General features: G+C 65.1%; 14 protein-coding genes. 3 read left to right on the forward strand and 11 right to left on the reverse strand.

All coding sequences use genetic code 11. From position 1 onward, the window contains the following. Positions 1 to 72: 72 nt before the first annotated feature. The 3 genes from KF708_15470 to KF708_15480 form a co-directional block, all read right to left on the reverse strand. The gene (locus KF708_15470) at positions 73 to 804 is read right to left on the reverse strand and encodes an RraA family protein (protein MBX3414086.1); all 732 of its coding nucleotides are present in this window, start codon (positions 802 to 804) and stop codon (positions 73 to 75) included. Between the two features lie 147 nt (positions 805 to 951). Next, positions 952 to 2,364: a type I glutamate--ammonia ligase gene (gene glnA / locus KF708_15475; protein ID MBX3414087.1), complete on the reverse strand. Its 1,413-nt coding sequence runs from the start codon at positions 2,362 to 2,364 to the stop codon at positions 952 to 954. A gap of 308 nt (positions 2,365 to 2,672) precedes the next feature. Beyond that, positions 2,673 to 5,099 carry an MMPL family transporter gene (locus tag KF708_15480; protein ID MBX3414088.1) on the reverse strand — a complete coding sequence of 809 codons (2,427 nt, stop codon included), beginning with the start codon at positions 5,097 to 5,099 and terminating at the stop codon, positions 2,673 to 2,675. 566 nt (positions 5,100 to 5,665) lie between these two features. Between KF708_15480 and KF708_15485 the strand changes: the two genes are divergently transcribed. The 3 genes from KF708_15485 (at position 5,666) to KF708_15495 (ending at position 8,031) form a co-directional block, all read left to right on the forward strand. Beyond that, complete coding sequence (locus tag KF708_15485; GenBank protein MBX3414089.1) at positions 5,666 to 6,556, forward strand: hypothetical protein; 891 nt, start codon at positions 5,666 to 5,668, stop codon at positions 6,554 to 6,556. Between the two features lie 315 nt (positions 6,557 to 6,871). Continuing rightward, positions 6,872 to 7,459: a BON domain-containing protein gene (locus tag KF708_15490; GenBank protein MBX3414090.1), complete on the forward strand. Its 588-nt coding sequence runs from the start codon at positions 6,872 to 6,874 to the stop codon at positions 7,457 to 7,459. Between the two features lie 353 nt (positions 7,460 to 7,812). After that, on the forward strand, positions 7,813 to 8,031 hold the full coding sequence (locus KF708_15495; GenBank protein MBX3414091.1) for a hypothetical protein: 219 nt from the start codon (positions 7,813 to 7,815) through the stop codon (positions 8,029 to 8,031). Positions 8,032 to 8,491: 460 nt separating this feature from the next. On the opposite strand, the gene KF708_15500 is transcribed toward KF708_15495, so the two are convergent. The 8 genes from KF708_15500 to gspG all read right to left on the reverse strand — a co-directional run bounded on the left by KF708_15500 (position 8,492) and on the right by gspG (position 19,659). Then, positions 8,492 to 12,223 (reverse strand): hypothetical protein, encoded by a 3,732-nt coding sequence (locus tag KF708_15500; GenBank protein ID MBX3414092.1) that lies wholly within the window; start codon positions 12,221 to 12,223, stop codon positions 8,492 to 8,494. Positions 12,224 to 12,386: 163 nt separating this feature from the next. Next, positions 12,387 to 13,274, reverse strand: coding sequence for a hypothetical protein (locus KF708_15505; protein ID MBX3414093.1), 888 nt, complete (start codon positions 13,272 to 13,274; stop codon positions 12,387 to 12,389). Continuing rightward, positions 13,271 to 14,929, reverse strand: coding sequence for a hypothetical protein (locus KF708_15510; GenBank protein MBX3414094.1), 1,659 nt, complete (start codon positions 14,927 to 14,929; stop codon positions 13,271 to 13,273). Before KF708_15510 ends, KF708_15505 begins: the two co-directional genes overlap by 4 nt. A gap of 112 nt (positions 14,930 to 15,041) precedes the next feature. Next, positions 15,042 to 16,625 carry a general secretion pathway protein GspK gene (locus KF708_15515; protein ID MBX3414095.1) on the reverse strand — a complete coding sequence of 528 codons (1,584 nt, stop codon included), beginning with the start codon at positions 16,623 to 16,625 and terminating at the stop codon, positions 15,042 to 15,044. Beyond that, the gene (locus KF708_15520) at positions 16,622 to 18,025 is read right to left on the reverse strand and encodes a hypothetical protein (protein ID MBX3414096.1); all 1,404 of its coding nucleotides are present in this window, start codon (positions 18,023 to 18,025) and stop codon (positions 16,622 to 16,624) included. The genes KF708_15515 and KF708_15520 overlap by 4 nt, the downstream gene beginning before the upstream one ends. Positions 18,026 to 18,028: 3 nt before the next feature. Next, positions 18,029 to 18,490, reverse strand: coding sequence for a hypothetical protein (locus KF708_15525; GenBank protein ID MBX3414097.1), 462 nt, complete (start codon positions 18,488 to 18,490; stop codon positions 18,029 to 18,031). Then, entirely contained in the window at positions 18,487 to 19,119 is a 633-nt protein-coding gene (locus KF708_15530; GenBank protein ID MBX3414098.1) for a hypothetical protein, read from the reverse strand. Before KF708_15530 ends, KF708_15525 begins: the two co-directional genes overlap by 4 nt. A 66-nt stretch (positions 19,120 to 19,185) precedes the next feature. Beyond that, positions 19,186 to 19,659, reverse strand: a complete 474-nt coding sequence (gspG, locus tag KF708_15535) for a type II secretion system major pseudopilin GspG (protein ID MBX3414099.1) — start codon at positions 19,657 to 19,659, stop codon at positions 19,186 to 19,188. Positions 19,660 to 19,676 lie beyond the last annotated feature (17 nt).

Below are 19,676 nucleotides of genomic sequence, written 5' to 3' on the forward strand. Positions count from 1 at the left end.
GTCGCAAAATGATCGGTGTTGCGAAGCAGCAAGAGGATGGGTGTGGCGATGGCACCTGTTCTACAGAACTTGCTAGCGCGACTCCTTTGCGCGGCGGGTCAAATCGGCCACGACGGCGCTGAACGCCTTGCGGGCCTCGCCCAGCCCTTGCGGTGTCTTCGGGCCGCTCCCCTTTACGTAATCGAGCACGATCTTCTCGGCGGCGACGAACTCGTCGCCGATCTGTGCGATGGCCGCCGCGATCGAAAGCGGAATATCGGTCACCCCGTTCGCGTCGCCGTGCAAAAGATCTCCCTGGTTCACCATCATTCCGCCCACGCGCACGGGCAACCCGACGTGCAGAATATGGCAATACGCGTGGGCACAAATCGTCGAACCCGTGAACACGGGATACCGTAGCGCCCGCACCTGGTCGAGATCGCGTCCGCCGCCGGACGTGATGAGCCCGACCGAACCGAAGGCCTGATAGGTCGAGCACATCACCTCGCCGAAGGTGGCGGCCACGGGGGGATCGTCGAGATCCTCGAACACGACGATGGCCGGGCCGGGTAATTCGGCGAAGCCCGCCACTTGCTGCTCGAGACTGCCGTACGCATCGCCGCCACGGGGGGGCGCATCGCTGCGAAACGCGGCGGTCGAGGCAAAGCCCACCATGGGGGGCAACTCGGGAAAGCCCGCTCGAATGCGGCCATCCAGATAGCCCCGGTTGCGCGGCCGCACGTCGAACAGCTCGATGATGTTGCAGATCGTGGGCGTATCAAAACGAGCGAGCTGCGCGAGCGTGTCGCGTGAAATTTGCGTCATGGAAGCGGGTCGCCTATCGATGGAGCAGCAACTCCGGCGCAAACAAAAAAAAGCCGGACTGGCAGCCAAGCTACCAGTCCGGCGATGAGAGTCAAGCGACGAAGTCGCTCGTCCGCGTGACGTGGCGAGCAACCGTTTCACACGCGATTAAATGTCATAGTACAGGCAGAACTCGTAAGGATGCGGCCGCAGACGCAGGGCATCGACCTCGTTCTTCTGCTTGTACCAGATCCAGGTCGAGATCACGTCCTCGGTGAAGACGTCGCCCCGGAGCAGGAACTCGTGATCGTTCTTGAGCGCGGTGAGCGCGTCGTCGAGCGAGCCCGGCGTCTTGGGCACCTTGGCCAGTTCTTCCGGCTCCAGATCGTAGATGTCCTTGTCGAGCGGTTCGCCCGGATGAATCTTGTTCTGGATGCCGTCGATCACCGCCATCAAGACGGCCGAGAAGGCCAAGTAAGGGTTGCAACTTGGATCGGGGCAGCGGAACTCGAGCCGCTTCGCCTTGGGGCTCGGGCTGTACATCGGAATGCGCACCGAAGCCGAGCGATTGCGCTGCGAGTAGGCCAGGTTTACCGGGGCCTCGAAGCCGGGGACGAGTCGCTTGTAGCTGTTCGTCGTGGGGTTGGTAAAGCCGAGGATCGCCGGCGCGTGCTTGAGCAGCCCGCCGATGCCATACATCGCGGTGTCGCTCAGCCCGGCGTAGCCCCCCCCGGCAAAGAGGGGCTTGTCTCCCTTCCACAACGAAATGTGGGTATGCATGCCCGAGCCATTGTCGCCGAAGAGGGGCTTGGGCATGAAGGTCACGGTCTTGCCGTGCCGCAGGGCGACATTCTTGATGATGTACTTGTACATCAGCATGTAGTCGGCCATGCGGACCAGGTTCTGGAAGCGGAGATCGATCTCGCACTGACCGCCCGTGGCGACCTCGTGGTGCTGCGCCTCGACGTCGAGCCCGCAGTCGATCATCGTCTGCATCATCTCGTTGCGGATATCCATCAACGAGTCGGCCGGCGGCACGGGGAAATAACCTTCCTTGTGGCGGAGCTTGTAACCCAGGTTGGGGTGCTCCTCGCGGCCGCGATTCCATTCGGCCTCGATGCTATCGAGATGGTAGTAACCCTCGTGCGCGCGCTGGTCGAAGCGCACGTCGTCGAAGATGAAGAATTCGGCCTCGGGGCCGATGTAGCAGGTGTCGGCGATGCCCGTGCTCTTCAGGTAGTTGACCGCCTTGCGTGCCACGTTGCGCGGATCGCGCGTGTAGTCCTCGCGCGTGATGGGGTCCTGGATATTGCAGATCATCACGAGCGTGGGGAGCTCGGTGAAGGGATCGAGGAAAGCCGTGTCGGGCTGCGGCACGATGAGCATGTCGCTCTCGTTGATCGCCTGCCAACCACGAATGCTCGAGCCATCGAAGCCGAGGCCATCCTCGAAGACATCGCCGTCGAGCTTGTTGACCGGAATCGTGAAATGTTGCCACAGCCCCGGAAAGTCCATGAACCGCAGATCCACGGCCTTGACGTCTTTCTCACGACACAGCGCTAGAACCTCTTGTGGAGTCACGTTCGCTCCCCTTTCCAACAGATGTCCAAAAGATCCACGATATATCTGCTGCTCGGTGCTGCGTGTTGCGCCGCAAGCCCGTCGAAAACCGCCTGCAAGAAATCACCGCGCGCTGCCGCACGCTGGACAGACACCGTACCGTTCCAGGCCCACCGAACGAAAATCATAGCGCATCTGGCAAGGCATGCAATCTGCCGGCGCCAATTTTGGATGATTTTCGCCACAGGCACGCTGGCACCTCACCCGCGCGAAGCCTGCACGTGCAGACACCAGCGCAGCGCCGACAGGTGCGATGCGCGGCGAGGTGATTAGCGCCCCGCGCGCTCGGCCAGTTCGCCCGGTGCTTCCAGGGGCAGGCCGATCGGAGAATCGCCGTGCGACCGCCGGCCATGCTCGGACGGCCGCCGGCGTTCTTCGCGACGCGCCACGATTGCCAGAAACGCCGGCACGATCACCGGGCGCACGAAGAACGTATCGAGCAGAATGCCCAACGACAGGGCGAAGCCGAGCTCGAGCATGCCACGCAACGAACCGGTCATCATCGAGATGAACGAACCCGCCATGATCAGCCCACAACTACTGATAATGCCCCCCGTCTTTACCACGGCCAGGCGCAAGCCCTCGAGCGGGCCGTGCTCGGCCTGCTCTTCGAGCACGCGCGTCACCAGGTAGATGTTGTAGTCCTCGCCGATGGCCACGAGGATGACGAACAGGAAGATGGGCACTTTCCAGTCGAGGCCCTCGTACGTGCCGCTATAAAGGGTGGCGAAGACGGCCTCGGTAATGCCGATGGTAACCAGGTAGCTCACGATCACCGAGACGATCAGGTAGAGACAGATCAGCGGTCGCCGCAAAATCAGCAAGAGCACGCCCAACACGGCGATGGTCACCAACTGCTGAATCACCCATTGGTCGCTGGTGGTGACCGCCTTCAGGTCGCGTTTGCCCGCCGTCGTGCCGGTAAAGTCGAACTCCGTGCCGAACCAGGGGGATCCCGCGGTCTGGCTCAGGTTCTGCAGCTTCGCATCGACGACGTTCAGCAATTCCTCGGCCTCGGGCGAGAAGGGATCCTTCTCGAAGATCAGATCGAAGCGCGTGATCTGCCCCTGCAACTCGGGCACCTGGGTGAGAAAGGTGCTGAGCGTGCGGTTGTGTTTCTTGGCCGCGACCTTGCGTTGCCCGCGCCGACTGAAGATGTTCGCATAGCCGGGCTTGTCTCCCAGCGGCTCGCTCAAGCTGCGCACGGCCACGACGCCGGGGACGTCCCACAACTGCTTCGTGAGCTCGGCGATGTGGATCTCGCCTTCGCGCGTGTCGAACTTGCCCTGCTGGTTGTAGGCGACCACGGTTACTGGCCCGACATCCCCCGCCGGGAAATGACGCCGGACGAGGTTCGTTCCCACGACGCTCGGGCGGTCCTGCTGCAATTCGTTCAGCAGGTTGTAGGTGATGTCGACGGAGAGTCCGCGCCAGGCGGGGTAGAGCATCAGCAAGATCGAGGCCGCCAGAATGACCCCCGGCCAGCGGATGATGAAATGGCTGGCCCAATTCCAGAAACGATCCAACAAGCCGCTCAGGTGCAAGCCCTGGCGATTCTGCTGGCGTGCCGGAGCGAAGCCGAAGGGCCAGAACACCGCGGTGCCGCAGGCCCGCAGCATGGCCGGCGCGAAGGTCAAGCAGGCGATCAAGGTGATCAGCAGGCACAAGCCGATCACGGGCCCGCTGTAGCGGAATTTTCCGAAATCGGCGAAGTACATCATGCTCAGGCCGAGAATCGTCGTCAGCGCACTTCCGACCAGTGCTTCGCCCACGCTTCCCAGGGCCCGCTCGATCGCCTGCGACTTTTCGTAGCCGTGCTCGAGTTCCTCGCGATAGCGCGAAATCAGGAACAGCGAGAAGTCGGTGCCGCTGCCATAGAGAATCACCACCACGAAAATCTTCGTCGTCTTGAAGATCTTGAAGTGTAGCCAGTCGCTGTGCGCGCTATAGTCGGCCAGCCAGGCGACGACATCGGTCGCCACGGAGACCGAGAGCACGATGGCCGTCAGCGGAATAATCACCAAGAGGGGGGCCCGGTAGACGAACAGCAGGATCAAGAAGACGAGCACGATGGCCGTGATCTCGGTGCTTTCGATGCTCTCCTTGGCCGAGCCGAGCATGTCGCCGCCGATGGCAGCCGAACCGCTAATGCCGAGATTCAGCCCGGCCGGAAAATGCGGATCCTGCCGAACGTCGTCGAGCGCGATCTGAAATTCATCGAGGAGGCGAATGTTGTCGGTCGCCATGAACTCGTTCGTCAACGAGAGGATGACGAGCGTCGCCTGCCCTCGATCGGAGACGGGACTCGTAAGCTTGCTGCCCAGCACCTCGGTGTTGTGGCTCCACACGGCCGCGATGGGAAGTGGAGTCTGTTCCTCGGCGGCCTCCTCGATCAGCTTCTCGAACTTCGAAGCCAGCTTGTCGGCGATGTAGTAATCGGCCGGAGTCAGTTCGCCGTCGGGACGCTCGACCACGAGCACTGCCTGGCTGCGCACCTTCGTGTCGGGGAACGCCTGCGCGAGCAGCGCTTCGCCGCGCACGCTCGTCATGCGGGGTGGCAGATAGGCGAGATCGCCGTCGTGCGTGACATCGTCCCAGCGGGGCGCCCACAGCTTGAGCCCCGCCGCCAGCACGATCCAGAACAGGATCACGACCTTCCAGTGCCGGGCGATGAAGGAGCCAAGACGGAAATACATTGGGGGCTGCTCGACGTGATCTGCCGGTACTCTCGCCCCACCAGACCGCCTTCCCACGAGAGGCTGGCGCAGGCCAGATAAAGAAACACTGATCGTAACTTGATCGGCGGCCTCCTCCAAGCAGGGGCGCGCCGCAAACCAGGGGCAAACGGCCCGAAAACGGGGCCTTTCGTCCAAGCCTCGCTGCTTACGAAATCGTTAGAATACGCGCCAGCCGCACGACGACTTCCCGAATCGGCCTGCTCACATCGTGAACTCTCGATCCTCGGGAATTCAACTCCTCACAGACGCGAAGCGTGACAACATCGTTCAACTGCCAGCGAGGGAGAGGTGGCACAGGCCGCCGGCCTGTGTTTCCGGGCTCGTTTCCCCACACACAGTCTGGCTGCCTGTGCCACTTGCCAGATTGCAGGAAGGCCGAGTCGCGGGTCTGGCGTGTGGGGATCGGTCTCGCGGCGTGGTAGCATGAATGGCTCCGCTGTCCCTGCCCTCGCCCCCCAGCCTTGCACGAGGTTCCCTTGCCGCAACTCACCTTACCCCGTTGGAATCGTTCGCTTCGAGCCCGCTTGGCTGTGATGGTCTTGTCGCTCGCCGTGGCGAGTCTCGCCGCCGAGCGTGCCGCGGCAGCCGACCACTCGGCGACGAATCCCTTTGCCGCGCACAATGCGTATCCCTACCGCCTGCTCCCCGACAAGCAAAAGTTCTCCCGGGCGCTCGACGCGGGGCTGAAATACGTCGAGGTCGACGTGACCTACGATCCGAACCGCAAGGCGATCGTGGCCACGCACGATAGCACGGCACACGGCAATGAACCGGAACTGGGCGAGCTCATCGCGCCCCTCTGGGAACGCTGGGCCAAGACGCCTCCCGAAGACCACTACACGCTCGTCATCGACTTCAAGTCGGTCAGCCCCGAAATCGTCGAGGCCTTCAAGCAGGTCATCGAACCGCACGCGGAGTTGCTCTCGCGCCTGCCCAAGTCGGAGGGCGGAACGTTCGAGCCGCGACACATTACCGTTTGCCTCACGGGCGATACCGCGGCGCACCGCCTCTACGCCGATTCGATTCCCGCCGACGGCGAATACCTGGCCTTCGGCGATCATGGCTCCGGAGCGTGGAAGGCGAACATTGCCGATTACGTGCCCAGCGCGCCGGCCGGCTTCGTCCGCTTTCTCACCTACGAGAAGCAAACCTTCATGGATGCCGCCGACGCCAAAGGGAACGAGCACATCTCGGCGGAGCGGATGAAAGAGGCCGTGCGTCTGGCGAACGAGCGGGGTTATCGCATCCGCGTCTACACGGTGAACCCGCCGCGGCGCGGGGGCGTGCTCGACGATGCCTACTGGTCGGCTTGCGTCGACAGCGGAGTCCACATGATCGCCACCGACGCCTATGAAATTGCCCGCGACTGGTGGAACGAGCGGGCGGAGAAGACCACGCCGGCCGCCCAGCCGTAAGGTATGCTTGGTGGAAGCAACCTTTTCATCTGGAAAAAGTGGCACAGGCTGGCAGCCTGTGCGGAAATGAGAACCAAGCCAGAGTCAATCAACACAGGCCGGCGGCCTGTGCCACTTTCCATGCCAGCACCACGCATTAGGCTGCGATCCTCGGTCGTATTTGCTGTCATCTCTGCCGCGCTTTCTCTGGTAGCCTTGCCAGCCCAGGCGCAGCTCTTTGGCGATCGCCCGCTGGGGAGCACGCTGAGTCGACGGCCCCAGCCCGGTTCGGCCGGACAACTGGAGGCCGCGGCGGCCGCCTCGCAGGGAGAGAGCATGGGGCTCGCCGGGCGGGTGGGCGCCTCGGTGGGAGAGTTGACGGGTATGGAGCGATTCGTACGCACCAACCGCACACGCAATGATTTCGTCGGTAGCGATCTCGCGGACCGCGTCGGCTTCATCGGTTCGATCCAGGGAAACACACGCGGCGCGATCCGCTCGGCCATCACGAACTTGCGCCCGCTCGTGAACGAACAGATCAATCGCATTCCGCCCGAACCGCTCACGCGGCAGGCGCGTCCCTATGCCCCGCGTTACCAGATCGGCTTCGACTACCCCCTGCCTCCTAGCGAGGAAGTTGAGGCATCGCTGGCGCGGCAGTTGCTACGGGTGCCTGGTATGGAACGCCTGGGCCCGGTCGAGGTGTCAGTGGTTGGCCAGACGGCGATCCTACGTGGCGCTGTCGCATCTGAGCACCAGCGGGACGTGGCGGAACAACTGGTGCTCCTTGAGCCCGGAATTCGGGAAGTCCAGAATGAGCTGACGGTGGGGCCGCCGGTTGAGTCACCATCGGTACGTGAGCTGCCTGAGGCGCCGGCGGCATCATCGCTTGGTACGCCCGTGGTGCCGGGGCTGGTCCCCTAGCGGGCTGCGTTGCCGCGGGTTGCGGTTGCCAACCCGGCGGCTGTTGATAACCGGGCTGTGGTTGCCAGCCGGGTGGCGGTTGATAACCGGGCTGTGGCTGCCAGGCATTCTGAGGTTGCCACGGAGCAGACGCCTGCCAGGGTGTCGGTGTTTGCCAGGGTTGTTGCGGCTGGCCCACCGCCGGTAACGGCGCGACGACCGACGATCCAGCGCTGGCTTGCATTTGCACTGACCGAGACGGCACCGCCGACATGATGCCCGGCGCTATGTCGATCGTCGACGTCGTCATACGCTGCCGATGATCTGGTGGCAGCGGCAATCCGGCCACCTGGGGAAACTGTCCCGCGGAGATCATGTGCGAAGCCGCCTGCACGCCCAACGGCGCTGGCGGAGCTTGTTCGACCACCGTTGGCGCGATGCCCGGCAGAATCTGCGTGTTGATCTGCGACGTGACGACGTTGCCTTCCTTCGACTCGAAGCGTGCCACCAGGCTGATCTTGCGCTGGGGGCCGCCCACCTCATCCCACGGAATCCACACGCTGTACGAATGCCCGATCTTCGACTTGCTGTAATGCTCGGGCATCTGCTCTTCGGTGAAGACGTATTTGCGGTCGGGCGTGCAGTTCGTACCGTCGCGGTTCGTGTCGTCGAAGGTGAAGACCATCAACTCGCCGGCGACCTTGATCGGTTGATCCGAGCGGCGTTCGTAGTACATCAATCGCCCGCCGAACCCGCGCACCGCCGGCTTGCCGGGCCGATTCAATACCGTGTGCGTCCACACCGCCACCATCCGATCGGGTTCGCGTGGCTTGGCTTTTTCCGACCAGGGAATCGACTCGCGCAGGTCGAAACCGTCGGCCCGGGCAGCACGCATCGAGTCGTGCGTGCCGATGCCCGTTGCCAGCAGCACGAGAGTCGCGCCACTCAACAGGCGCAGGCAACGTCGCGACAGGCCAACCCGAGGGCTGGTCCGCGAGGCGGCCTGCTGCTGGCACGGTTGTCGAGCGGATCGATTCATTGCGTAGCTCTTCCTCAGTTGCCGTTCGGCGGTAGTACCCTGCGTGAAGTAGGACTCGCCACGACCGGCGCCGTCGCGGGCGCGACCAGGTTCACCGGCGCCGCGTGGGGCGGCCTGGCCTCTCCCATGGCGTCTGGCACCGGCAAGGGGCGCGAGCCCGGCGCCGGCAGCAGCTCTTCTCCGCCGATACGGGGACCTTCAGCCGGCGCCGCGTTTCCCTGGGGAGCAGGGAAGTAGGGCACGGCGGGCACATTCTCGGGCACGGCGTTCGGCGAATTCGCTCTGCCGGCGGGAATGCTCTCGGCCGGCACCGGGATGCCCTCGGCTCCCGGATCCTGATCCGGATAGATCACCTGAGTCGTCGACATGCAGTGCTCGCAATCGCCGCGACGGCAGATCTGGCACTCGCCGTGAATACGCTCGACATCGGCCAGGCACCAGCTCATGCGCGACGATTCGATCTGCTTCATCCGCTCGGCGTCCTCGCCGTTGCGAATGACGTGCGGCGTCAGAATGATCAGCAGCTCGGTGCGCTGGTTCTGCTCGAAATCGTAGCGAAACAAGTGCCCGAGGATGGGAATCGACGACAGGTAGGGGACGCGCCGCGTGGTCGTCACGTGATTGCGGAAGATCAACCCGCCGAGCACGACGGTCTGCCCGTCGGCGGCACTGATCGTCGTTTGGGCGGTTTGCGTGCGAATGCGGGGCGAAAGGATCGGATCGCCATCGGTGTTCACCGCGATGGGAATGCCATCGGCGATGCGTCCCAACTCCGAGCGCTCGGCGTCGACCTCCATCACCACGTTGCCGTCCGGGCTGATGCGCGGCGTGACCCCCAGGATGAGCCCGACGTTGACCAGCTCGATGTTGTTTACCTGGCCGACCTGGTTGATCGTGGTGCCGGCGACGCGCGGCACGCGCTCGCCCACCTGAATGAACGAGGGCTGGTTGTCGAGCGTCATGATCTGCGGTCGGCTCAAGACCTCGACGCGCTGGCACTGCTTCAGGGCGCGAATCAGAATGTTGATGCTCTCGTTGCTGGCACTGAGCACGAGCCCGCCGAAGCCAAGCTCGGCGTTGGTGCGACCGACCGAGAAGCTCGACAAGGCCTGTCCGGCGAGGTTCTCGCGCGTCGACATCGACTGCGCGCTGCCGCTATTGCCCAGGTTCTGATTGTTGAAATTGAACCCGGGAATCAGCGTGGTCGAGGTCTGATTGGCCGTTGTGCCAATGTCCACACCTGGATTGCGGGTATCGGTGGTGCCCGTCGAGCCTGTGGTGGCTAGGTTGCCGACGATGCCACGATCGAAGAGCAACGAGTCTTGCAGGCCCAACTCCACACCGAACTCGTCGATGTTGTCGAGCCGCACCTCGGCGATCAGCACCTGGATCAGCACCTGCGGCGGCTGCGCGTCGAGCTGCTCGACCAGCGTGCGAATATCGTCGAAGTAGCGCGGCGTCGCGCTGATAATCAGGCTATTGCTGACCGGCTCGGGCACGACCACCACTTCACGTTCGATCTGCTCGAAGGGACTCGGCGTGCCGGGCACGGCAATCTGAACCATGCGTTCGCTGCGGAGGAACTCATTCACGGCCAGCGCCACGTCGATGGCCGGTGAATTCTTCAGCCGGAAAACCTGGCTCTTGCGATCGCTGACGTCACTCTCGTCGAGCCGCAGCAGGATCGCCTCGACCACCTGCAACAAGCCGGCCGAGCCGGTGGCGATGATCGAGTTCGTGCGCAGATCGACGCTGAATCGCAGCGGAGCGAGCGAACCTTCGTCGGTCGGCCCGGCCAGCTCGGGTCCCAGAGCTGTCGTCGCCTGCGGCCCCAGCAGGGTGCGCATCATCTCGACCAGGGCGGCGGCGTCGCCATTCACGATCTTGAAGACCTTGATCTGCGCCGTCGCGGCGGGCATGCCGTCGAGCTGTTCGATCAACGCGGCCAACAGTTCCATGCTGTCGGCGGGCGCCGATACGAGCAGCGTGTTCGTGTGCCCGTCGGGCGTGACGCGGACATCGGAGAGGACTCCCGACTCCAACATGCGCTGTCCTTGCGCATCGACCGTGAGGAATTGGAGGATGGACTGCTTTTGCTGTGCCGCCGGCGTGCCGGGGGCCGTGCCGCGCAGGGCGTTCTCGAGAATCGGGGCCATGTCGGTGGCCAGCGTGTTGCGCAGCTTGAAGACGCGCAGTTGGTTGACCACCCCGCTCTTGCCCGAGTCGAGCCGTTCGATCAACAGCTCCACCTCGGCCAGGTCGCGGGGCACCGCCTGCACGATCAGCGAGTTCGACGCGGCGTCTGCCACGATGACCACTTTCGCCCCCAGCCCCAGGCGGTTCGTGAAGAACTGCTGGATCGTCGTTTGCGTCGCCACCGCGGGGGCATACTTCAAACGAAAGACGCGCAACTGCGTTTCGGCATCGACGGGCTGATCGAGCTTCTCGACCAACTCGCGCATCACTCGCAAGGCCTCGCCCCAGCCGACCAGGAGAATGGCATTCGGCTTGACCAGCGAGATCGACGTCACGCGGCCTTGTCGACCGGCGAGCAGATCGGTCTGCACCTGGGTCAGCACCGTGGCGATGCCCGCCGCGGGGGCATGGCGCAAGTGATAGACTTCGATCTCCGGCTCGGTCTCGGCACTGATGCGTTCGATTTCTTGAATGATCCGCACGAGCTCGTCGACCTCGCGCTCGTCGCCGCTGAGGATCAACACGTCGAGATCAGGAAGGACCTCGATGTCCACATTGCCGCCGAGCTGTCGCAGGCGATCCTGCTGGGCGGCGGCCTCGGCATCGCCCGTGGGAGCATCCGGCGGAGGAGACGCCTCGGCCGGCGCGGGAGACGCACCGGGCTGCAGTAGCAAGTTGGCAAAGGCCACCGCGCCCGAAGGATCGGCGGTCGTCGTCGAGGCTGCCCGGGCTGGATTCCTCTCGCGCGACGCGCCATCCGAGGGCGCCGGCAGCAGCCGCTCGCGATCGAGCTTTCCCTCGTAGGCATCGGTGGCACGCCGAACCTTGGTGAGATCCGCCTTGTCGAGCGGTATCACTCGCACCGACTTGCCCAACGGTTGGCGCGGGCTGTCGAGCACGGTGATGAGGCGCACCATGCGTTCGGCGACGGGAGCCGAGCCGCGCACCATGAGCTGATCGTGCGCGCGGTTCAAACCGAGTTCGATGCGCTCGCCGGTGCTCAAGATAATCATGTAACCCGGCAGCCCGGCAGCGACCTGCGCCATGGGCTGGATACGCCCCCGGAACATGTCGACCAGGATCGGCTCGAGCTGCGAGGCGCGCGCGCTGTGCAGTTGAACGAAGCGCACCGTCGGGTCGCCGGCCACGTCGACACGCGGTGGCACGTGAATCGCCGGCGCGTCCGTATCGGGCGGAGGGGGCGAAAGAGTGGCTGTCGGCAGGGACGCCGCTGGAGCCGTCTTCGGCTGATCGAGCGCGGTGACCAGCCCGGCCACGATCTGGTGGGCTTCGGCCGGTCCGCGCACGAGGAGTTGATTCGAGGCCGTGTCGACGGCGATTTCGGCGCCGGCCAGTCCCGCCACCAGCTTGCGTGCCAGGGGCTCGACGTCGGCGACCGAGGCGGCCCGCAGCCGGTAGGCCTTCATTTCGCCATCGGCGGCGTGCGCGCGGCCGGCCTGACAGCATGCCAGCAACATCGCCAGCGCCGCTACCGCCAGCGTGCGCGTGGGCCGTCGAATTGCGTATTCGTCTAAAGCTTTGAAAGACACCGGTTCTGTCGCTTGGCAGTGTTCCCCCCTGCGGCGACTTGTTCGTAGGCGCACGCTGCGCGCTTCGGCGCATCGCTTGCCCGGCTCAAAGATCGGTTGTCCCGCCTGCCGGCTACAGCCTTTCTGAGGAGATTCCGCCAACTGGCGAAAAATACTGGGCCGTTTAGAGCTCGGGGGGCAAAGCCGTTGCCTGGCTAAGGTTTTCCCCCAACGTGATCAGCCAGCGTTCGTTGTCCGAATCGATCACGACGTCGAGCGCGTCGATCTCGGCCACGCGGCCCCGAAACTGCCCCACTTGAAAGGGCTGGCCGATCCCCAGCTTCAAGATCTCGCCCGTCGTGCGAATGGTGAACCACGCCTCGAGCTGTCCGCTCACTTCGAGGATGGCCGTGAGGAAGGCGAAGTCCGATTCGTCGTAGGCCCGGGCGCCACCTTCGCCAAACAGGTTTCGCTCGACGATGGCGCGATACTCGACCAGGTTCTCCGCGGCCAGACGATTCGACGTGCGCCCGCTGAGACGATCCTTGCGTTCCCCCTCGGGCAGCACCAGGGCCTCGATCGACATCGAGAGCTCGAGCCGCTGCGAACGCGGAATGGGGGTGATCGAAAGTCGTTGCACCTGGTGCAAGTGGTCCGCGCGATAAAAGTTGTAGAGGAAGCTGGTAAGCTGCTCGAGCGAGCCACGGCCGCGGACGGTGAAGGGGAGCTTTTGGTAAACGTCCTTCTTGCCGACCGTCTCGCCCGAGTCCACGTTGGGCTGCTCGAAGCCCGCGACACGCACGAGCTCGAGCAACCAGTTCTGATAGAGCGAACGAGCCAACTCCAGATCGGTCGGCAACGACTGCTGCTGCCAGGCCGTCAACTGCTTGCCGGCGGCTCGGGCCAGGCGCAGTTGCCCTTCTTTCTTCTCGATATCTTTACGCAATCGCTCGGCACGGGCACGGCGCTCGTCGAGCGGGCCTTGCAACATGGCCTGGAACAGCCAGTTTCCCAGGTAGGCCACGAGCATGCCGCCGACGATGATCGCTAGGATGCGTTCGCGCTTTTTCATGGCCGGCCCCCCGTCGACGTGTTGGTCGAAGTGGCCGTTTCCGCCGCGGCGTTCTGCGTCGCCGCGGAAGATGCCCCGGCGATGCTGGCTGCCGAGGTGGAATCACTGGCCGGAGCGGCTGGTTCGGTCGTCGTCGCCGGGGCGGGCACGGTGGGACCGGCCACCGGGGCCGGCGCCGTGCGGTATTCCTCGCGATCGCGCCGTGCCACGGCCAGCGACGATTCGAATTGCCAGGTGTAGGTGCGCTCTTGAATGGTCGCCTGCACGCGTTTGCTGCGCACCTCGTGGTGCTTGTCGCGGAGATTGCTTTCCATGCGGCCGACGATCGAAGGATCGCGCACGAGCCCCTGCATCTCGACGGTGCCCCCCTTGCTCGAGGCCCGGGCCATCGTGAGTCGCAGCAGCACGGCGTCGCGGGCACTGGGGAATCGCAACGACAGATCGCGCAACTCGTCGAGCCAGACGATATCGTTATCGGCCCAAAGCTTGATTTCCTCGACGGCGGCCCGCTTCGCATCGGCGCGACGCACCAACTCATCGAGCTTCTTGGACTCGGCGGCCAGCTTGTCGTTCAGCTCGTCCGCGGCCGAGAACTTGCCCCAGGCCACATAGCCCCCGGCGAAGACGATCGCCGCGATGACGCTGGCCGCCAGGCCGACGAGCAAGCGCCGATCGAGCGGCTGCGGCATCTTGCGAGGATCGAGCAAGTCGATGGCCGGCTTGTTGCCATGCGCCTCGTCGAGCAGCATGCCCACGAGCGCCCCCAGACGACCCGTGCTCGCGGGCGCGTGCCTGGCCAGTTCGCCCGTCGTGGGGAGCTCGGCCAGCGGATCGAACGCCTGCACGGGCAGCTTGAGTTCGTGCTCCATGCGCTGCATCGTCTCGACGTGCTCGTGCGGCCGGCCGCAGAGATAGATCGCCTCGACGGGGCTTCCGCCCGGTTGATTGGCCACGGCGACCAGCGTGCGACGGATTTCGGCCAGCAGGCCGGTGACGTCTCCGTGCTCACCTTGTGGCAGCCGCACCGAACGAGAGACCAGCACGCGCGTGCCGACCAGCACGAGCAGTTCGGCCGTGGTCGGCGCCAGCTCGGCGATCAGCACCACTTGCTCGGCCGAGGGCATCAAGCGACGGAAGCCCGAGGCCAGGGCGTAGGGACGCACGAGCATGCGTTCGGGGGTCCAGCCGGCCGCGGAGCAGGCCTCTTGCAACTCGTGCATTTGATCGGCCGACAAGGCCACGGCATCGACCTGTCGGGGCACGGTCGGGTCGTCGGACAGCGGCACGAAGTCGAGCACGCTGTCTTCGCCGACAAAGCCCGCCTCGCGCATCGCCTGCAATCGCACCAGCTCGGGCAGATCGGCATCGGGCACGGGGGGCACGACGAGCTGTCGCAGCTCGACTCGATTGCGGCCAACCCCCAACAGCAGCTTGGGGCGGGCCATGCGCTGCCGGCCCAGGGTCTCGCGCCACTGCGCCGCGAGGATCTCTCGCGACGGATGCTTCAAGGAAATCTCGCCACTCTCCGTGGGAACCGCCTCGGGGGCCAGCGGGAAGGAGCCGGCTTGCTCGAGCGCGACGCGGCGACCGCGCACCTGCGCCAAGATATAGCGCGCTTCGGCGATGTCCCATTCGATGGCCAGCAGACGCGGCATCGGAGTCTCTCGCAGTGCGGCCGGGTGGAGGGCAGGGGGGGCAGGCGTGCGGGGCGGAACCAGTCGCGAGACGGTCCATCGCCTTCGTGGCCGGGCGTATCGTTCGGGCGGGCTATCGCGAGGCTACCGGCGCCGTGCCGGCGGACGTAGGCTGGACACTGGGCGCGGCTCCCAATTCGGCCAGCGTATAGCCGCGCCCCAGGTGCTTCAGACCCTTCCAGCATAACAGCCGGCTCGGGGCGCTGGTAGCATCGATTACGAACTCGGCTCGGCTCGAAGCGCTAAATTCGTCGAAAAAACCGACCACCTGGCCTCGAAAGACGTCGCCGCCACCGGTAATCATCGGTTCGAGGGTCTTCAACCGGTCGAGCGTCACCAGCCCTTCGAGGAACAGCCACGCCGCGTGTCGCTGGTCGCCCGGCGAAGTGGGATCGTAGAGCGAGGCACGCTTCGACACGATCTCGTCGGCCAGCATGTCGTCGATGCCAGGGACGCCCAGCAGCACTTCGCGCGGGGCCAGGTTGATATTCACCCGCCCCACGATGCGCGGTTCAGTCCGCGTCGTCACCACATCGAGCAGCCGGGGCAACTCGGTGGCCAGCTTCGACGAATCGGCCGCGAGCGGACTGTCGACGGGCGTGGGCGATACCCGGCCTGGCTCGGCGAGCGCGGTTCTCGCGCCGATCAAGTCGTACACCGAGGCGATCGTATGCAGCGCCGGCCGAGAGAAATCGAGTTGCACGCCCGCCTGCCTGCGTGCGGCGCCGCCGCCTGGCGCCGGTCCGAACTGCCGCATGGCCACGATGAAGGTGGCCCAATCTTCATCGAGCGCGGCCGAAAGCCGGCTGTGCAGATCGACCAGATTCGGATCGTTCAGGTTGATGCGCGGCTGTCGCTCGGGCGTAAGATTCCCCTCGGCGCTGTCGAGCGTGAGATACTCCGACCAGCCGCGTACCGTCACCGCCGGCGAAAGCGCGCCTGCCGCGGCGCTGGACATGCGCGACATCTCGAACGGCTCGAGCCGGCCATTGCAGTTCAAGTCGAGCCCGAAGAGCAGCTCCTGGCTGACGTCGCGCACGGCGAGCAGTTCCTCGAGGGACGAAGGCACCCGATTGGCCGCCATGCGGGCCGGCTCTTGCTGCGCATAAAACTCCGACTCGGCCCCCAGTTCGCGAGGCGTGTCGTCGGCGTCGACATAATCGAGCAGCGCGTCGGCCAGTTCGGGCGTCATGCCCGGCAGCCGCGCCAACGTCGCCTGGGCATGACCGGGATGACTGCGATCCCATTCCAGCAACTTGTGCAGGTTGAGACGGGCCGATTCGTTCTCGACGCCAAAGCGAATCCGGCCCGACTCCGAGTCGTCTGCCTCGTACGTGACGATGCTGAACCGGCCGTGCGCCGATTGCGTTTCGTCCGGCGCCAGCACGGCGACGGCCGCCAACTCTTCGGGATTGTCGTACACGCCGCCGAGCTCCGAGCGCGCCTCGCTCGAAAGATCGAGCATGGCGGCCACGCACAGCGCACCCGACTCGGACAACTGGCGGGCTTGCAGGTCTCGTCCGCCCAGTCGTGCCGCTTTGTTCTCGGTGAACATGATCTCGGCAAAGGTAAAACCGGCCAGGCTGAGCATGGCGATGACGATCAGCACCACGACGATCACCATCCCGCGGCGTCGGTTGGCTGGGGACAGTTTCATCGCGCACCTCCCGGAGCCGGTGCGTTCGGACGGAAGAACGACGGAATCGAATTCCGCCGCGTCGGCGCGGGAGGCGTCGGAGGCGCCATCGTCGAAGGCAGGGGAGACGCTGGGGCCGCCGGCAGCGGCGCGTTGAGCTCGTCGGGACTGCTCAGCTCTGGATAGGGATTTTCCTCGCGACGCGGACTCGCCAGCGGCAGATAGACCACCAATCGATAGTCGGGCAAGTCTTCTGCCGACGTGCCATTAGCGGCGTTGCCACCCGCGAATGCACCGGCAGTTTCTGGCTCCCGCGAGCTCGAGCGATCGGCCGCTGTTTGCCGCGTCGCCGACGTGTCGGCAGGGTCGGCGCGCCGTTGGCCCGCGCGGCGCGGGCGTCGTGCCTCGTCGGCCGGCTCGGCGAGCCAGAAGGCAATGTCGACGGCCATCGGGAGACCGCCGTCGGACGCGCTATCCCACGAACTGTACCAGGTGCTGCCATCGAAGTATCGAAACGCGACGCGCTCCACCTCGGGGGTCAGCGTTTCTGCGAGATCTTCCCACGCAACGTCACTGGGTGGACGGTACTCGTTCGCGCGCGCTGCAGAAGAAGTTGTCATGGGAGATGACGCCGAGAGGCCGGCAGCGGGCGTACCGTAGTCGCTCGTCGACTCGGGTTCGGCTGCTGTCGCCGCGTTGGAACGGAGCGGCTCTTCGCCCGACGATTCGTGCAGCCAGGGCTGTTCGCGGCGCACGAGCCCGGTCTGTGCGATCCCGGCTTCGGCATTCACCGTGGCTGGCGAGAATTCGTTTTGCTGCGCGAGCATCCGATCGGGGTTAGTCGAGTCGTAGCAGAAGTAGCTCACCTTTCGCAGGGCGCCTGCCGAGTCACTGTTGGAAGCCCCCGTGACGAAGGCACTCGACTCGGCCGAGGGGGCCTCGCTGCCGATCACCAAGGCCGCCAGCGACTCTTGCCCCCCCCCGGCGCGGACGCAAACATCGAGCCGATCGCTCGTGCCCGCCAGTCGCAGGGTGCGAGCCACAGGGGTCTCGGTCGAATCTCGCAACGGGGAGAGCACGGTCGTGCGATACAGCTCGGCCGGGGAGAGTGGATCGGCGGCCGACTCGGCGGAGGGAAGAAAATCGCTCGGCAGCGCGAGCGGTTGGTCTCCTCCGGCGGATCTGGCCGCGGACTCGACGACCGCTCGCCGCAGATCGCGCGAGATCTGCCGCAGCAACGAACGTGCGAGCTGCGCCTCTTCGACGTGCGTGCGGCCCGAATCGAACGACCGCATGAAAAGCGACAGCGCACTAAACAGACCGGCCAGCAGCGCCGTCGAGAGGGCCAGCGCCAGCAACACCTCGAGGATCGAGAAACCCGAGCGGCAGCGCGCGCCAGGGATAAGAGTCGGGCCCGTCATCGTTCATTCTCCCAGGGGCAGCGACGACGAGAGAGACGCCGCGCCGGACGCCGGCGACCTGGGCGATTCGAGCCCCGGGGCGTTCGGCGCACCGCTGCTCGCATCGCGCATCCACCGCACGAGCGCGAAACGCACGGGACGTTTCGCCTCGGGCAGATCCTGTGCCACGGTCACGCGCAGCGAGGAGAGTCCTGGCTGCTCGAGCGGCTCGCGATCGACGCGCCACAGCCAGCCCGGCGCGTCTTCGAGCGGTTGGTCGCCGTGCGATTCGCTCGACGCGGCGCCGGCGAGAATCTCGGCCAACTTCGATTCGCACAGCAACTGGGCCTGGGTTTGATCGCGCGCGGCCAGGGCGTTGAGGCGCCCCAGCCGCGCGAGCTCGCCCAGCACGGCGACCGCACCGAGCAAAATGCCGGTCGCCAGCAGCACCTCGAGGAGCGAGAATGCCGCGCGGCGACGTCTCATCGGACCAGCCTCTGCGCGGCGGGGGCCTGGTCGGCCATCTGCGACACGCCGGTCAGGCCGCGCAACGAGACGACGACTTCGTCGCCGCGCTCGTTGCGGAGCACAAACTCGGTCGTCGACGTCGTTCCGTCCGGATAAAACACGATCGGCGTCGACCAGCTCACCACGTCGGCCGTTTCGCTGGCGAACGTCCCCACCGCTTCGGTCGCGGCGGTCTCGCCGACAAACATCGGGTCGGCAAAGACCACTCCGGACGGTAGGGCGAACTCGGTCCAGCCGATGTTCGCCCCCTGGTCGCCGTTCGGATTGTCTCCCGCCGACGTGTAGTCGACGGTGGCGCACTCCTCGTTCTCGGCCGGGTTCAAGTCGAGCATGCGGCGCACGCGAAACTGTCCCGACTCGACCGCGTACTGCAGCTCGTACACGGCGTCCGACTCCATGGCCGCCAGCCGCGTGCGCGACATTTCAACCCGCACCTGCTTGGCCGCCTCGTGCAAACGCGCGCCGCCGAGCGGTCCGCGCAGCGAGGGCCAGGCGATGCCAACCATCGCCACGATCAACCCCAGCACGAGCAACAGCTCGAGCAGGGTGAAGGCGCGGCGAGACCGTCTCGATCCCCTACGCGACACGACTGGGCCAGCCCGCCGTGTCGCACCGTGGTCAACTCTCGGATGTCTCTCTCGCATGCGTTCCCCTTAACGACTGGCCGTTTGCGTACCATTTGCCTCGGGATTCCAGTTGCCGATGTCGTCTTCGGTGCCATCTTCACCGTCGGGACCCATCGACCAGATGTCGGGGAAATCGCTGGTGTTGTGCGTGGGGGGATAGGCGTACTGATAGTCGTGCCCCCAGGGATCCTGCGGAATGCTGGAGTCGAGGTAAGGACCTTTCCACTGCTCGGGATTCTCCATCTCGGCCGGTTCCTCGTGCAGCGCGACGAGGCCCTGCTCGGTCGTCGGATAACCGTTCATGTCGAGCGCGAACATCTCGAGCGGCGATTTGAACAAACCGATCTGGCTCTTGGCGGCGTTGATGTTCGCCTTCTTCTGCGTCCCCATGAAACGCGGCGCCACCAGGCCCAGCAGGATCACGAGGATCGCCATGACCAGGAGCAGTTCCATCAACGTAAAACCTTGACGCGCCACCGGGCGGCGAGTTCTGCGTGACATGTTCTTCTTCTCCCTAA

This window comes from Pirellulales bacterium, from assembly GCA_019636335.1.
GTDB lineage: Bacteria > Planctomycetota > Planctomycetia > Pirellulales > JAEUIK01 > JAHBXR01.

What these genes read in the sequence shown, in the direction of transcription:
- KF708_15525 (MBX3414097.1), bottom strand. Translation starts at nt 18,490, where the DNA reads ATGAGACGTCGCCGCGCGGCATTCTCGCTCCTCGAGGTGCTGCTGGCG.
- KF708_15480 (MBX3414088.1), bottom strand. Translation starts at nt 5,099, where the DNA reads ATGTATTTCCGTCTTGGCTCCTTCATCGCCCGGCACTGGAAGGTCGTG.
- KF708_15515 (MBX3414095.1), bottom strand. Translation starts at nt 16,625, where the DNA reads ATGAAACTGTCCCCAGCCAACCGACGCCGCGGGATGGTGATCGTCGTG.
- KF708_15470 (MBX3414086.1), bottom strand. Translation starts at nt 804, where the DNA reads ATGACGCAAATTTCACGCGACACGCTCGCGCAGCTCGCTCGTTTTGAT.
- KF708_15495 (MBX3414091.1), top strand. Translation starts at nt 7,813, where the DNA reads ATGTGCGAAGCCGCCTGCACGCCCAACGGCGCTGGCGGAGCTTGTTCG.
- KF708_15490 (MBX3414090.1), top strand. Translation starts at nt 6,872, where the DNA reads ATGGGGCTCGCCGGGCGGGTGGGCGCCTCGGTGGGAGAGTTGACGGGT.
- KF708_15510 (MBX3414094.1), bottom strand. Translation starts at nt 14,929, where the DNA reads ATGCCGCGTCTGCTGGCCATCGAATGGGACATCGCCGAAGCGCGCTAT.
- KF708_15505 (MBX3414093.1), bottom strand. Translation starts at nt 13,274, where the DNA reads ATGAAAAAGCGCGAACGCATCCTAGCGATCATCGTCGGCGGCATGCTC.
- KF708_15520 (MBX3414096.1), bottom strand. Translation starts at nt 18,025, where the DNA reads ATGACGGGCCCGACTCTTATCCCTGGCGCGCGCTGCCGCTCGGGTTTC.
- gspG (MBX3414099.1), bottom strand. Translation starts at nt 19,659, where the DNA reads ATGTCACGCAGAACTCGCCGCCCGGTGGCGCGTCAAGGTTTTACGTTG.